The sequence below is a fragment of the Rhodopseudomonas sp. AAP120 genome (genome assembly GCF_001295845.1).
GTDB lineage: Bacteria > Pseudomonadota > Alphaproteobacteria > Rhizobiales > Xanthobacteraceae > Rhodopseudomonas.
Genome location: NZ_LJIC01000134.1, coordinates 13,094 through 27,685, shown reverse-complemented (window position 1 = coordinate 27,685; position 14,592 = coordinate 13,094). Strand labels below are relative to the sequence as shown.

Below are 14,592 nucleotides of genomic sequence, written 5' to 3'. Positions count from 1 at the left end.
TGCGCTGCGGGCGTCAGAACGAAAAGCGTTTCTACTATTGAGGCTTTACGAAGATTGGACTATCGCGGCATTTATGCAATCGTGAGAACAGTCCGGTCAGCCCCGTCTCCATCTCGGAGAAATGATGAGGAAGCGGCCAGCACAGGCTGGCAGCGCTCTCCCATCGTCGTCAGTGGCTTGAGGCAAAGAGGTGTGAGATGACCGAAAAACTTCGTCTGGATATTCCGATCCTGCTGCCTGACGTGCCGGACGCCGACGATGCCTGCGTCGCGCGGCTCACCTCGGAGATCGGCGGGCGCGCGGGCGTCGAGGAGGTGCACGTGCGGGGCACCGGCCCGGGCGAGCCGGCCCAGCTTTGCGTGCACTACGACCCGGAGATCATACCACTACCGCGGATCCGCGAGCTCGCGGCGAGCGCCGGTGCCACGATCAGCGAACGGTTCGGCCATCTGCTGTGGCAGGTCGAAGGGATCGCCCACCAGCGCCGGGCACGCACGGTTGCCGATGGTCTGCGTACATTGCCGGGCGTACTGGAGGCGCAAGCGAGCGCCGGCGGGGTGGTGCGTGTTGAATTTGACCGGAGCCAGGGGTCTGAGAAGGCCATCCGCGATGCGCTCGCCAAAATGGGTGTCACGGTGCGTGAGCAGGTCGTCGCCCGGGCGCCTGCGCCGGAGCCGCGGCGTTCCGGGACGGACGAGGCGGCTGACGCGCATGGGGACCATAGTCATGCCGGTCCCGATCATGCCGGCCACGATCACGGCGAAGAAAAGGGCGGCAGGGGCGAAAAAGATCACGATCATGCGCATGGCGGCCTTCTGGGGCCCAACACCGAACTGATCTTCTCGCTCATTTGTGGCGCTCTGCTTGGCGTCGGCGTCGCGATCGAGAAGCTCCTGCCGACGGCTCCCTCCTGGCTGCCGACCGCCTGCTATATCGCCGCCTATTTCTTCGGCGGATTCTATACGCTGCGCGAAGCGATCGACAATCTGCGCCTCAGGAAGTTCGAGATCGACACGCTGATGTTGGTCGCAGCGGCGGGCGCCGCGGCGCTCGGCGCCTTCGCGGAAGGGGCGCTGCTGCTGTTCCTGTTCAGCCTCGGCCACGCGCTCGAGCACTATGCGATGGGGCGGGCCAAGCAGGCGATTGAAGCGCTCGCCGAACTGGCTCCACGAACTGCCACTGTCCGCCGCGACGGCGAGACGCGCGAGGTCCCCGTAGAGGACCTCGTGGTCGGTGACGTGGTTGTCGTGCGTCCGAATGAGCGGCTGCCGGCCGATGGATTCCTGGTCAAGGGCGAGTCGAGCGTCAACCAGGCGCCGGTGACCGGCGAGAGCATCCCGGTCGACAAGCGGCCTGTCGAGGACATTGCCAAGGCACGGGCCAAGCCCAACGCCGTGGACTCATCCTCGCGCGTCTTCGCCGGCACCATCAACGGCGCGGGTGCGATCGAGATCGAGGTGACGCGTCTTTCGACGGAAACAGCGCTCGCCAAGGTCGTGCAGATGGTGAGCGAGGCCGAGACTCAGAAATCGCCGACCCAGCGTTTCACCGATAAGTTCGAGCGCATTTTTGTGCCGGCCGTGCTGGCGCTCGCCGTCATTCTGCTGTTCGCCTGGGTGGTGATCGACGAGCCGTTCAGCGCGAGCTTTTATCGCGCGATGGCGGTCCTGGTGGCGGCTAGCCCCTGTGCGCTGGCGATCGCGACGCCCAGCGCCGTGCTGTCTGGCGTGGCGCGCGCGGCGCGCGGCGGCGTCCTCGTAAAAGGCGGCGCGCCACTGGAAAATCTCGGCTCGTTAAGCGCGATCGCCTTCGACAAGACCGGCACGCTGACGGAGGGCCGTCCGCGCATCACCGACATCGTCCCGGCCGAGGGCGTTTCGCAAGAGGAACTGCTCAGGGTTGCCGTGGCCGTCGAGCAACTCAGCGATCATCCGCTCGCGGAGGCGATCGCACGCGACGGCCGTGAGCGGTTGGGTGGACGCGACGTCCCGGAGGCGCAGGATCTCAAGAGCCTCACCGGACGCGGGGTGACCGCAGCGCTGGAGGGCAAGCCGGTCTGGATCGGCAAGGCCGAGATGTTCGGCGCCGACGGCATTGCGCCGCTGGGCGAGGCCATGAGAGCGGCCATTGCGAAACTGCGCGACGGCGGCCGCACCACGATGGTCGTGCGCTACGGCGACAAGGAACTCGGTGCGATAGGCTTGATGGATACGCCACGCGCCGCCGCGCGCAAGGCGCTGGCCGAGCTGCACACGCTCGGCATCAAGCGGATGATCATGATCTCCGGCGATCACCAGAAGGTCGCCGACGCTATCGCCAAGGATGTCGGGCTCGATGAGGCCTGGGGCGATCTGATGCCGGAGGACAAGGTTGAGGCGATCAAGAAGCTGAGCGCCGAGCAGAAGGTCGCCATGGTCGGCGACGGCGTGAATGACGCGCCTGCGATGGCGAGCGCGACGGTTGGCATCGCGATGGGCGCGGCCGGCTCCGACGTCGCTCTAGAGACTGCGGACGTCGCGCTGATGGCCGACGATCTCAGTCACCTGCCCTTTGCTGTGGGCCTCAGCCGCCACACCCGCGGGATCATCTTGCAGAACGTGTTCATCAGCCTCGGCGTGGTCGTGATCTTGGTGCCGGCGACGATCATGGGGCTCAGCATCGGTGCGGCAGTCGCGGTGCATGAGGGTTCGACGCTCGTGGTCGTCGTCAACGCGCTGCGGCTGCTCGCGTATCGCGACAAGAGACAATAGCAGCTCGGCGTATTCCCCACCGGAGGAGCCGCCCGGGCAATGTGGGCGGATACGGGAGCCGGCGAAAGATACGAAGGCTATTCCAGCCGTATTGGAACGGCGAGCATTGTCCTGTCAGGTTCTCCCTTACAGTCAGGGTCGTCCTGACAGTAGGGTTCGTAGTGTGGCGCAAGCTATGCCGTTCATTCTGTGGAAATCGGAACGCGAGGTCGCTAAGCTGGCCGCAGGGCCGGGCGGCATTCACATTTGCGACGCTTGCGTCGAAGCGAGCCGACTTTTCATGTCCGGCACTGCTGCACTGCCGCGGGATTTTGATCCGGCGACGTGGCCGACTGATCGCTTCGTCGCGGCCCTTGGACCCCTCCACGCCACAGCAGAGGCGCACCGCGAGCATCTCGCGGAGATCGTCGACACGCTCCGCCATCGAGAGGTAAGCTGGGCAAAGATTGCAGAGCCCCTCGGCGTGTCCTGCCAAACTGCGTAGGAACGGTTCGGCGGGCAATAGTCGGCTTAGGGAGATTCCGCGAGGGGCGGCGATCAAGGCTCCGCGCGGTACTTGTCCGGATTTCCCGGCCGCCCTCAGCCTTCGGCTGAGCGAACTGTTGGGCATCCACGCATAATTGTGGTTGGAACCCAATGCGAAGATTGCCGTTTTCCTTACTGCCATGGCCCGTTTCGTTTGTGGTCGGAGGCGGCATGAAAAAAGGCTTATTTGCTATCTCTGACGTCGGGCATAAGCCGCGATGTGAAGCGTCGGACCTTCGGAGCTGCGCAAGAGTCTTTGATTGTACGATACCTAAAGGAGGTGATGATGCGGAAACTTCTCATAATCGGGATCAGCGCGGCCTCGGCGTGCCTCTTGTATTCCAATGCGGCGAGCGCTTTGCCCGGCGCCGCTCCTAAATCTCTGGCGCCGAGTGCGTCCATCGGAGGGGACCTATTCCAACAAGTTCATTCCCGCAAACACCGCCACCGACATCGGCATTATGCATATCGTGGCTACAGGGGATACCCGATCGGCCCTTATCCGTACGCCGCGTACTCCTATCCCGTCTATGTGCCGCTCTATTATGGTCACCATTTAGGTGGCTATTACGGTCACCATTTAGGTGGGCACCTTTCCAGTGGACATAATTTCGGGGGTCATTTGCAGCACCACGGGCATCATTAGCTTTGCCGGCTCGTGCCTTGATTGAGAAGGCGAATCGTCAGACATCGAAAGTCTGGTCGAGCTTATCACCCTCTAATCGTAGTGGCGCTGCGCGCGAACTTGGACAATCCGCAAATCCGCAGGCTCTACTTTTGGCTCGGACGGGCGTAGAAATGTAACGCTGAAAATAATTATAAGCAGGCGCAATCAGCGACTACTGCAAAAAAAGCTGCCCTGTTAGCTGTACCTCTCTCGATCAAAGCGTTTCTGGCAAACTCGCGCGATTGATGGGGTGTCTCTCGCACATCTTTGTAACCGGGCTTATTTCGAAAGGAACCCAAATAGCACCGCAGCGTTGTCTATGCCGAATAACGCGCATTGGGCGGGTAAATGGCAGACAACAGACCTTCGATTACACGCGAGAAGCTGGCGGCGCTGCTGAACGAAGACTTGGCTCGCGAATACCAAGCGATCATCGCGTACGTTGTCTATTCGCAAGTGCTCAAGGGTGCTGAGTATATGAGCATTGCGGATCAGCTACAAAAGCACGCCGCGGAAGAGCTGAAACACGCGCTGACGATATCTCGGCAAATTGATTATCTCGGCGCTACACCAACGACGATTCCAAAACCCATCGAAGTATCCGATAGCGCGGAGAAGATATTGCGGGCAGATCTTCAGAACGAGATCGACACAATCAAGAACTATCGCGAGCGGATCCGTCAGTGTGAAACATTGGGCGAATTCGCTATCGCCGAGCACATCCGCGAGATCTTGCTCGATGAGCAAGACCATTTGATTGATCTTGCCACCGCTCTGGGCGAAGACGCGCCAGATTTGACCAACTAGCATCGCGTGCGAGGTGCACGCACGCCGAAGGATTTGAGTGCGAGGTCTGTCCGCGCCCAATGTGTTGATTATTTTGTCGAAATGACGATTTCTGGCGTGGACGCGCGCCTCAAATATTAGCTTTTGCCATCGTTGGGTGTTGAGGGCTGGATCATGCTTTTCAGAGGGGCAAGAGAGCGGAGAGTTGCGAAGGTCACAATGCTGAGGATCAGGGCAATATCATAGAGACCGTAGCCAACAGCTCCCCCGAGCGCCCCTGTTGCCCACAAGCTGGCCGCTGTGGCTGTGCCGGACGTATGGTCTCCGCGCTTCAGGATGGCACCTCCGCCAATGAATCCTATTCCCGTAATCAGACCTTCGAGAATCCGAGCCTGACCCATCGAGGTCTCGCCCAAGACGCGGATCGCGACGAGCACAAAACCGCACGCGGCAATCGCGACGAGCGGAAAGGTTCGTAGACCAGCGCTGCGCTCCTGACTTTCCCGCTCCCATCCAATCGGCAATGCCAAAATGTAGGCGATAGCCAAATCGACCAAGTGGGAGCCCATTTCTACCCAATTCAAGGCTGCAAATCTCATCGTCATCTCCCACTCGCCAACGGACATCCAGAACAATAGTGCTCGTGCAGGGGTTCCTGTTACTCTGTTACACGACGAAGAGATTTTCCGTGCCCAGCCTCTTCCGCCCCAGTCGATGATTGGCTACCGCTCGGCCAGAAATTCTCCATTCGTTCAGAGCGGGCGGAATGTTACAAAATGAATGCGAGATTCTAGCTAAAAAATCCCGGGGGTTTGCAATTGACTTTCAATTGCGGAGCCCGAACACATGGCGGCGGGACCGGCTCCCGGCGGTTGTCAAGATTGGACAGGCGCCTTATTTCATGTTGGCAGACTTTTACTCGTAGGAGGTTGCTGTGGGTTCGCATTTTCTCGACCGTCTGTTTGGCCGGAGGTATGGCGGCGGCCATGGAGGCGGTCATCATGGAGGCGGCCACGGAGACCGGTACGGCCGAGGGCCCGATCGTGGTGCGCCTTGGGGCAATCAGCAGAATCCGGACTGGGATCAATCGCCGCCGCCCGCGCAACAGCGGGTGCTTGTGTGTCCCAGCTGTCGCTCTGACAACGCGCCGGACAGCCGTTTTTGCGCCAATTGTGGCCAGCGCTTCGGATCGTCCGAGGCGGCGTGTTCGAAGTGCAATGCGTCAATTCCAGCCAACTCTAAATTTTGCCGCTCTTGCGGTACGGCGGTGGCCGGAGCAAATCCTGAGGGAAAGTGAGTCCTATCTTCACGCCGACGTCCGATTGGTGAACATGTGAGGCTGAAGGCCTCGTGCGTTCACAGGAACGCGACGTCATGCCCGGTTGGGGATGAGAGTGATCGTCGAAAAGAATCTGCATCCGTGCCCGAGGCTGTACAAGCAGGAGCTGATGCCGAGGCGCGCCGTCTTAACGAACTGAATTCTAGGCGCGAGAGGGTGACATGGCCGCAGGGGTTTCAGCGAGCGACCCAGTATCTACCGCGACAGCAGCGGGGCGGCATAAGCGCAGACTGTACATTGCGCTGACCCTCACCACCACTTTTATGGTTGTCGAGGTTATCGGCGGCTTGTGGACCGGCAGCCTCGCTCTCCTTGCCGACGCAGCCCACATGCTCACCGATGCCGGCGGCCTGGCATTGGCTTTGATCGCGATCCGTTTCGCCGAACGGCCACGGACACCACAGAACACCTTCGGCTATGTTCGTATGGAGGTGCTATCGGCGCTCACCAACGCCGTGGTTCTCCTCCTCCTGACTGTATATATCCTCTACGAGGCCTATCAGCGATTCTTGAGCCCGCCGGAGATCATCGGCGGACCGATGCTGGCCGTGGCAGTTGCCGGTCTCGTCGTCAACCTGATCAGTATGAAAATGCTCTCCGCCGGCTCGGCGGAGAGCCTCAACGTCAAAGGCGCCTACTTCGAGGTGCTGGCGGACATGCTCGGTTCGCTCGGCGTCATTGTGGCTGCAATCGTGGTGGTTCTGACCGGCTGGCAACTAGTCGATCCGATCATCGGCGCCGGCATCGGGCTGTTCATTGTCCCGCGCACGTGGATCCTGCTCAAGCAAGCGATCCATATTCTAATGGAGGGCACGCCGCCGGAAATCGACATGGCCTTGCTTGAAAAGAGGCTTCTCGAGATTCCGGGCGTCCTTGCCGTTCGTGATCTCCATGTCTGGACGATTACATCCGGCGCCGATGCGATGAGCGGCCACCTTGTCGTGACTGACACGGCTTCAGCCCGGACGATACTGGCCGAAGCTCAGGAGGCGCTGAAGACTGGCTTTGGCCTGACACATGTGACGATCCAGATCGAGGACGAAGCGCTTGAGGGAGCCGAAGCCAAGCGGCCGTTTTGATTTCGTCGAGAGTTTGCCGCAGTGAACGAGTGAGGACGACGTGGGTAACGATCATTGGAATGAACGCTCTTTCCGAAAGGGTCCTGGATCAAATCGATACCCGGCGCCCAGGTCCGGTTACTCGACTGATGCTCCGCCGCGGGCGCCGATCTCGTGGGTTGTCGTCATCTTCGGTCTCCTTGCATGGACGGTCGTTGTCTATGTTGGATATGTCGCACTCGATATCGCCCTGTCGTGGCTCTCAACCAGCGGCGGCGCCGTGTTGCAAGCGGGGAAGGACGCCGGAAGCGCGATAGGCGTCGGCAAAGAGGTCGGCGTCGCGATCGACAGCCTGAAGTCCACCGGTCTCCTCGACCAGGCGGTCTCCTTGCTGATGATCGTCCTGAAGCCGGCAGCCATCGTGATTTGGGCGCTTGGCGCGCTGTTGATCGTCCTCTTGCCGAGGATGCTTTGGCGTTTGGGTGGAGCATTCGGCAGACGCCGACATTAAGTAAGTGCTATCGCTCCGGCCGCGCTCTGGAATGATCCCAGTCATATCTTGAACCACTGCCTTGTGGTAATTCCACTGTCGCAAATGAGTGACCGGCGGCATGATTGGGGTAGCCATCACCCAGTTTCGGCAAATTCTAGAGTCGAGGAAGGATGACAGAAAAACAAGACCATCCGGGATCTGCTCCTCGCCTGATCCTTTCCCTGCCGGGCAACGAAGCCTTTGGGCAGCATCTGGCAGCAGCCGGGCATTGGGAGCTCGGCACAATAGGAACCCGGCAATTTCCGGATGGCGAGTCCTACGTCCGTATCCTTTCCGACGTTGCAGGCAAAGCGGTCGATCTGGTCTGCACACTCGCAAGGCCCGATGATGGCTTCTTGCGTCTTGTCTTCGCGGCAGATGCCGCGCGGGCGCTCGGCGCGCGAGAGGTCACTCTGATCGCGCCTTATCTCGCTTATATGCGGCAGGATCGCCGTTTTCAGCCGGGTGAGGCGGTGACGTCGAAGAGCTTCGCGCGGCTCGTCTCGTCGAGCTTCGACCGGCTGGTCACCGTCGATCCGCATCTGCATAGATATTCGACTCTCTCGGCGCTCTACACGATCCCGACGGATACGCTGCATGCGGCGCCGCTGCTGGCGGATTGGATTGCCGCGGAAGTCGACAATCCTTTTCTCGTCGGTCCCGACGAAGAGAGCGAGCAATGGGTATCGGCCATCGCCGCACGCATTGGCGCCCCACACGCGGTGCTGCGCAAGATCCGGCATGGCGATCGCAATGTCGACGTCGAATTACCCGATCTGTCCAGATGGCGTGGCCGGCAGCCGGTGCTGGTCGATGACATCGCCTCGTCCGGCCGCACGCTGATCGAAGCGGCTCTCAAACTTCCGCTTCAAGGCTTTGCGCGACCCGTGGTGGTCGTTGTGCATGGCATTTTTGCCGAAGATTCTTTCCAGCGCCTTGCGCCGCTTTGCGGCCGGATCGTTTCGACAGATTCTGTTCCTCACGAGAGCAATGCCATCGGCCTTGCGCCGCTGGTTGCGAACGCGCTCGGATTGAGCGCTCCATCGTCGGCAGACCTCGTCCGGCACCGGCGTCCGCCCGAGCCCTTGGATGAGGTGGAGCGGGCGGGTCTCGATTCCTTTCCCGCGAGCGATCCGCCATCCTGGACGAGCGGGGCGCGGTGAAAGTGCCGCCTCCCGAAACCAGATCCAATAAAGGCGACGATGCAGCATGAGCGGCACGGCTTCCAAGATGTTCAACACTTGGCGCAAGGGATACGGCCCGATTGTCCATCGTGAAGAGACGGTCGAGCGCATAGTGGCGCTGGCTTCGTCCGGCCGCATCGATCCGCAACCGCTCTATCGGATGCTGGTGGCTGCCGACCGCCTCACCTCCGCCGCCATGTGGAGCGTGGTCCATATGACCTACACCAAGCGGGTCGATCTCTCTGGCGCCCCGCTCCCGGCGGACGCTTTCAAGACCACCCCGGAAGGACATACCGGCGGCTCGCTCAACATGGTCCCGGCTTTTGTCGGCTATCTGACGGCCAATGCGATTTCAGCGACGACGCGTTCCTGGCTGATGGGCCAAGGCCATTGTGTTGCCGCTATCGAGGCCGTCAACGTCCTCACCGGCGATGTCTCACCGGCGCAGAAGGGCCGCTACGATCGCAGCGAGAAGGGATTGTCGCAACTCGCCGCCGACTTCTACTCATACAAGATCGGCCCCGACGGCGCTCCGGCCGTACCGCTCGGCAGCCACGCAGGACCGAATACCGCCGGCGCGATCTCCGAAGGCGGTTATCTCGGCTTCGCGGAGGTGCAGTACGTGCACATGCCGCTCCCCGGCGAAAGCCTCGTGGCGTTCCTGAGCGACGGCGCATTCGAGGAACAGCGCGGTTCGGACTGGACGCCTCGCTGGTGGCGGGCCGAAGATTCCGGCCATGTCATCCCGGTCATGATCCTCAACGGGCGGCGTATCGAAGAGCGCGTCCAGATCGCGCAGCAGGGTGGCGCCACATGGCTCGCCGACCATCTCAAGCTCAACGGCTTTGATCCCTTCATCGTCGATGGCCGCGATCCAGCCGCCTTCGCAGGGGCCATTCTAGAAGCCGAGCGCCGACTCCAGAGTTTCGCTGCGGAAGCGGCGCATTCCTATCCGGCGCCGGTTCCTTATGTGATCGCCGAAACCGTCAAAGGGTTCGGCTTTCCGGGAGCGGGCACGAATGCCGCGCACAATCTGCCGCTCGGTGGCAATCCCGCGCAGGACGAAGCAGCCCGTACCGCCTTCAACGATGCGGCCCGCGTGCTGTTCGTGCCGCCTGACGAGATTGAGCAAGCCGTCGCAGCGATCGCTGTCCATGGCAAGCAAGGCCGCGTGCCCGAAAGCCGGCACCCCCTCGCGCTGCGGCGGCCTCCGACTCCAGTACTCCCCGAACCTGATTGGACCGTAGCCGGCAGTCCGCCCGACTGCGCGATGCATGCTATCGACCGCTGGTTCGTCCGCCTCGTCGATGCGAACCCCGGCCTTCGGCCCCGTGTCGGCAACCCCGACGAACTGCGCTCAAACCATATGGGTGCAACCCTCGACAGGTTGCGCCACCGGGTGAACGTTTCGGAGCCCAACGTCGCCGATGCCGTGGATGGGGCGGTCATCACCGCGCTCAACGAGGAAGCGGTTGCGGGCGCGGCGCTCGCCAACAAGGGAGGCATCAACCTGATTGTCAGCTACGAGGCTTTCGCCTTGAAGATGTTGGGCGGGCTTCGCCAGGAGATCGTCTTCGCCCGTCGCCAGCGTGAGGTCGGCCAGAAGCCGGGTTGGGTATCCGTCCCGCTCATCGTCACGTCTCATACCTGGGAGAACTCCAAAAACGAGCAGTCGCATCAGGACCCGACCATTGGCGAGGCGCTGCTCGGCGAGATGTCCGACACGGCACGCGTTCTGTTCCCCGTGGATACCAACAGCGCCATGGCCGCCCTGAGAGCCGTCTACCAGGGTCGCGGACAGGTAGCCTGCCTCATCGTGTCGAAGCGCGACATGCCGTATCGCTTCGGTGGCGAGGCTGCGCTCAAGTTCATTGCCGATGGCGCCGCTCACATCGAAGGCGAGCGCGACGGGGCCGAGTTGCAACTGGTTGCCATCGGCGCCTACCAGCTCGAGGAGGCGCTCAAGGCAGCACATCGCCTCAAGACGCACGGCCGCCGCGTTCTCGTAACCGCTCTCTCGGAACCTGGCCGATTCCGAATCCCCCGCGATTCCATTGAAGCCGCCTTCACAGCTAGCGAGCAGGATATTGCGGCGCTGTTCCCGGCCGGGCTGCCGCGAGTCATCGTGTCTCACGCGAGACCGGAACCAATGCTCGGCTTGTTGCGGCGGCTCGACTCCGGGCCTCAAAGGACTGTCGCGCGCGGCTATATCAGCCGGGGCGGCACGCTCGACGTTGCAGGCATGCTGTTCGCTAACCGCTGTAGCTGGGCGCATCTGGTGGACGCGGGAGGCGCTCTCCTCGGCTGCAAGCGCGAGGAGATTCTCTCCTCGACCGAGCAAGGCGCGCTCGACGGACGCGGCGATCCGGCGGATTTGGCCGCCTTCACATTCTGAAAGTTCGCAATGTTGACTCTGACCTCTCTCGGCGGCGCCGGCACTGTCACCGGCTCGAAACATCTCCTCACCAACGGCGGCAAGCGCATCTTGATTGATTGCGGTCTATTTCAAGGCCTCAAGAACCTTCGCGAGCTGAACTGGGAACCGTTGCCGGTCGCGCCGTCGAGCATCGATGCCGTCGTCTTGACCCATGCTCATCTCGATCACTCGGGCTACTTACCCAAGCTCGTGCGTGACGGCTTTCGTGGCCGCATCTACGCGACCGCGGCGACACGCGATGTCGCAGAGCTCATCCTCAAGGACAGCGGCTACCTCAACGAGAAGGACGCTGAGTACGCCAATCGGAAAGGGTTCTCCAAACACAAGCCGGCGCTGCCGCTGTACGGCGCGCGTGATGCCGAACGCGCCATGGAGTTCTTTTCGCTTGTTCCTTTTAACACGGTCACGACGCTCCCAGGTGGTGCGACCGTGAGGTTTCGCTACGCCGGCCACATCCTCGGAGCCGCCAGCGCCGAGATCGAATGGGGCGGCCGCCGCATTGCTTTTTCAGGGGACCTTGGCCGCTACGGCGACCCAATCTTTCCGGACCCGGCAGCTATCGCCGAAGCAGATTACGTCGTCGTTGAATCGACCTACGGAAACCGCCTCCACGATTCTGCCGATCCCACCGAAGCGCTCGGCAAGGTCATCGAGCGCACCATCAAGCGCGGCGGCACCGTCGTCATCCCGGCCTTTGCGGTCGGGCGCGCACAGTCGCTGCTCTATCATCTGTGGCGCCTGCAGACCGCCGGCCGTCTATCGGGCGTCCCGATCTATCTGGACAGCCCGATGGCGATCGAGGCGACAGGCCTGCTCCACGCCCACCACGACGATCACCACTTGTCTTCCAAGGAATGCGACGCGATCTGCGGCATCGCCACCTATACACGCGATGTGGAAAGCTCCAAGGCGATCTCGACCAGCCCCTGGCCCAAGGTCGTGATATCGGCGAGCGGGATGGCGACGGGAGGCCGTGTTCTCCATCACCTCAAGGCCTTCGCGACCGATCCCAAGCACACGATCCTGTTCTCCGGGTTCCAGGCCGCTGGAACGCGAGGCCGAGCGATGCTTCAGGGCGCGCGCGACATCAGGATCCATGGCCAATGGGTGCCGGTTCGGGCAGAGGTCGATGACCTGTCGATGCTGTCGGCACACGCTGATGCTAGCGAGCTGATGCGCTGGCTCTCCGGCTTCCGCCGCGCTCCGTCTCGCGTCTTCATCGTCCATGGCGAGGCCGACGCCGCCGAAGCGCTGCGGGTGCGGATTGATCGCGAACTTGGGTGGGATGCCGCTGTGCCACGTCAGAACCAGATCTTCGATCTATGACGACGACAGATAACGCTGCTCGTGCCGATCAACCAAGGCACCGTGTACGCCGTCTCCGGCTGCATAGCCAGCATCAGGCGATCGTAATCATGCGTGCCGACTGTCACGTCTGCCGGGCCGAGGGATTTGCTTCGCGCTCTCAGGTTCTCGTGGCCAATGGCAAGCGCCAGGTCCAGGCGACTCTTTTTCAAGTCGACGGTGAAGCCATGCTGGGCCTCGACGAGATCGGACTGTCCGAAACCGCCTGGGACCTTCTTGGCGTCGCGGAAGGCGACGAGGTCAGGGTCTCCCATCCACCCGCAATGGATTCGCTCGCTGATGTGCGGCGGCGTATCTATGGCAATCGTCTGGATACGTCCGCCTTCTCGGAGATCGTGAGGGATGTTGTCGCCGGCAGCTACACCGACGTGCACCTCGCCGCCTTCCTGACCGCGAGCGCCGCGCTGCCGCTGGACGAAGAGGAGACGGTTAGTCTGACGAGGGCAATGGTGAATGTCGGCGACCGCCTGCGCTGGGATGCCGCGATCGTGGTCGATAAACACTGCATCGGCGGGCTTCCCGGCAACCGCACCACGCCGATTGTCGTGGCGATCGTGGCCGCGAACGGCCTCGTCATGCCCAAGACCTCCTCGCGCGCGATCACCTCGCCGGCCGGTACGGCCGATATGATGGAAACCTTGGCGCCTGTCGATCTCGACATCGCGACTCTCCGACGCGTGGTGGAGGCGGAAGGGGGCTGCATTGCCTGGGGCGGTGCGGTCCACCTCAGCCCGGCCGACGATATCTTCGTGCGGGTGGAGCGCGAACTGGATATCGATACTGAAGGTCAGTTGATTGCGTCCGTCCTCTCGAAGAAGATCGCTGCAGGCTCGACACACGTGGTCATCGATATCCCGGTCGGCACAACCGCGAAGGTGCGCGGTAAAGACGTCGCTGACCGCCTTGCCGAGCGCATGACCGCAGTGGCTGCGCGCTTTAACCTTGCCGCCATATGCCTTCAAACCGATGGCTCGCAGCCCGTCGGCCGTGGCATCGGTCCGGCGCTCGAGGCCTTCGATGTGCTCGCCGTTTTGCATAACAAATCCGACGCGCCCGATGACCTGCGCCAGCGAGCTGTCACGCTGGCGGGCGCGGCACTGGAAATTGGCGGAAAGGCCAGCAAGGGAAGCGGCGTGACGCTGGCGCTCGCGACGCTTTCCGACGGCCGGGCGTGGAAGAAGTTCGAAGCCATCTGTGAGGCGCAGGGCGGACTGCGCACTCCGCCGCAGGCGCGCCACGTCTATCCATTGGTTGCGCCGCGCGCAGGCCGAATCGTTCATATCGACAATCGCAAACTAGCGCGGCTTGCCAAGCTGGCCGGTGCGCCCGGCGCCAAGGCTGCCGGCGTCTTCATGGAGGTGCGGCTTGGCGCGGAGGTTGATCGCGGACAGCCGCTCTTTCATGTCCACGCCGAGACACCCGGCGAGCTCGCCTACGCGCTCGACTATGCGGCACGTGCTGGCGATATTCTGATAGTCGGGTCTTGAAGGCTCCCTGCTGGCGGTTGAGTCGGATCGTCTAGGCTTACCTGGGGCCGCGTTCAAAGCAATAACTCCGTTTCCAATTTACAGGATATTTTGCAGCATACACAGCGTTTTACGATGTGGAGGCCTGCCAGCTTTTCATGTGGGGCCAAGCTACATTGCCAAAGGATTTCGTCTACTCACCGTCTGCTCGCTGCTCCTGGATCGCTCAACGCCACGGCCGAGGCGCACCGCGACCACCTTGCGAAATAGTCGACACCCTCCGCCATCGAGAGGTCAGTTGGGCAAAGATCAGAGACAAGCTTGGCGTGTTGCGTCAGACTGTAAGGGAACGGTTCGGCGGATCTTAGTTGCGCCGGAGCCGGCTTATCTTCGTTGTCTAACAGCGCTGGAATGGCAGGGCTCGACGGGCCATCTGGTGCGCTGCCGCTCACCCTCGCCCTGCCGACTTGTCCTTGCTTGTCG

Annotated in this window: 11 protein-coding genes; 10 read left to right on the top strand and 1 reads right to left on the bottom strand. The window is 61.9% G+C overall.

Translation table 11 applies throughout. The annotated features are described in order from the left end of the window. Positions 1-197 precede the first annotated feature (197 nt). From IP86_RS20350 to IP86_RS20335, 3 genes are all read left to right on the top strand, one after another. The gene (locus tag IP86_RS20350) at positions 198-2,750 is read left to right on the top strand and encodes a heavy metal translocating P-type ATPase (RefSeq protein ID WP_054164252.1); all 2,553 of its coding nucleotides are present in this window, start codon (positions 198-200) and stop codon (positions 2,748-2,750) included. A gap of 175 nt (positions 2,751-2,925) precedes the next feature. Then, complete coding sequence (locus IP86_RS29155; protein WP_054164251.1) at positions 2,926-3,234, top strand: ClpX C4-type zinc finger protein; 309 nt, start codon at positions 2,926-2,928, stop codon at positions 3,232-3,234. 1,056 nt (positions 3,235-4,290) lie between these two features. Continuing rightward, the gene (locus tag IP86_RS20335; protein WP_054164249.1) at positions 4,291-4,749 is read left to right on the top strand and encodes a ferritin-like domain-containing protein; all 459 of its coding nucleotides are present in this window, start codon (positions 4,291-4,293) and stop codon (positions 4,747-4,749) included. Between the two features lie 116 nt (positions 4,750-4,865). On the opposite strand, the gene IP86_RS20330 is transcribed toward IP86_RS20335, so the two are convergent. Beyond that, positions 4,866-5,327, bottom strand: coding sequence for an MgtC/SapB family protein (locus IP86_RS20330; protein ID WP_054164268.1), 462 nt, complete (start codon positions 5,325-5,327; stop codon positions 4,866-4,868). Positions 5,328-5,662: 335 nt separating this feature from the next. On the opposite strand from IP86_RS20330, the gene IP86_RS29730 reads away from it, so the two are divergent. The 7 genes from IP86_RS29730 (at position 5,663) to IP86_RS20300 (ending at position 14,130) form a co-directional block, all read left to right on the top strand. Further along, on the top strand, positions 5,663-6,025 hold the full coding sequence (locus IP86_RS29730) for a zinc-ribbon domain-containing protein (RefSeq protein ID WP_082364135.1): 363 nt from the start codon (positions 5,663-5,665) through the stop codon (positions 6,023-6,025). A gap of 203 nt (positions 6,026-6,228) precedes the next feature. Continuing rightward, the gene (locus IP86_RS20325; protein ID WP_054164248.1) at positions 6,229-7,146 is read left to right on the top strand and encodes a cation diffusion facilitator family transporter; all 918 of its coding nucleotides are present in this window, start codon (positions 6,229-6,231) and stop codon (positions 7,144-7,146) included. A 40-nt stretch (positions 7,147-7,186) separates the two neighbouring features. Continuing rightward, positions 7,187-7,636, top strand: coding sequence for a hypothetical protein (locus tag IP86_RS29470; protein WP_244526140.1), 450 nt, complete (start codon positions 7,187-7,189; stop codon positions 7,634-7,636). A 152-nt stretch (positions 7,637-7,788) separates the two neighbouring features. Then, a complete protein-coding gene (locus IP86_RS20315) occupies positions 7,789-8,820 on the top strand; it encodes a ribose-phosphate pyrophosphokinase (protein WP_054164247.1) in 1,032 nt (343 codons plus the stop codon). A gap of 46 nt (positions 8,821-8,866) precedes the next feature. Beyond that, the gene (locus IP86_RS20310; protein WP_054164246.1) at positions 8,867-11,236 is read left to right on the top strand and encodes a phosphoketolase family protein; all 2,370 of its coding nucleotides are present in this window, start codon (positions 8,867-8,869) and stop codon (positions 11,234-11,236) included. A gap of 9 nt (positions 11,237-11,245) precedes the next feature. Then, positions 11,246-12,604 (top strand): MBL fold metallo-hydrolase RNA specificity domain-containing protein, encoded by a 1,359-nt coding sequence (locus IP86_RS20305; RefSeq protein ID WP_054164245.1) that lies wholly within the window; start codon positions 11,246-11,248, stop codon positions 12,602-12,604. Next, positions 12,601-14,130 carry a thymidine phosphorylase family protein gene (locus tag IP86_RS20300; protein WP_054164244.1) on the top strand — a complete coding sequence of 510 codons (1,530 nt, stop codon included), beginning with the start codon at positions 12,601-12,603 and terminating at the stop codon, positions 14,128-14,130. The genes IP86_RS20305 and IP86_RS20300 overlap by 4 nt, the downstream gene beginning before the upstream one ends. The last annotated feature ends 462 nt before the right edge of the window (positions 14,131-14,592 follow it).

Excerpts from the sequence above, each read along its gene's own strand:
- IP86_RS20315 (WP_054164247.1), top strand. The coding sequence starts at position 7,789 with ATGACAGAAAAACAAGACCATCCGGGATCTGCTCCTCGCCTGATCCTT.
- IP86_RS20300 (WP_054164244.1), top strand. The coding sequence starts at position 12,601 with ATGACGACGACAGATAACGCTGCTCGTGCCGATCAACCAAGGCACCGT.
- IP86_RS20330 (WP_054164268.1), bottom strand. The coding sequence starts at position 5,327 with ATGAGATTTGCAGCCTTGAATTGGGTAGAAATGGGCTCCCACTTGGTC.
- IP86_RS20325 (WP_054164248.1), top strand. The coding sequence starts at position 6,229 with ATGGCCGCAGGGGTTTCAGCGAGCGACCCAGTATCTACCGCGACAGCA.
- IP86_RS20305 (WP_054164245.1), top strand. The coding sequence starts at position 11,246 with ATGTTGACTCTGACCTCTCTCGGCGGCGCCGGCACTGTCACCGGCTCG.
- IP86_RS20310 (WP_054164246.1), top strand. The coding sequence starts at position 8,867 with ATGAGCGGCACGGCTTCCAAGATGTTCAACACTTGGCGCAAGGGATAC.
- IP86_RS29155 (WP_054164251.1), top strand. The coding sequence starts at position 2,926 with ATGCCGTTCATTCTGTGGAAATCGGAACGCGAGGTCGCTAAGCTGGCC.
- IP86_RS20350 (WP_054164252.1), top strand. The coding sequence starts at position 198 with ATGACCGAAAAACTTCGTCTGGATATTCCGATCCTGCTGCCTGACGTG.
- IP86_RS20335 (WP_054164249.1), top strand. The coding sequence starts at position 4,291 with ATGGCAGACAACAGACCTTCGATTACACGCGAGAAGCTGGCGGCGCTG.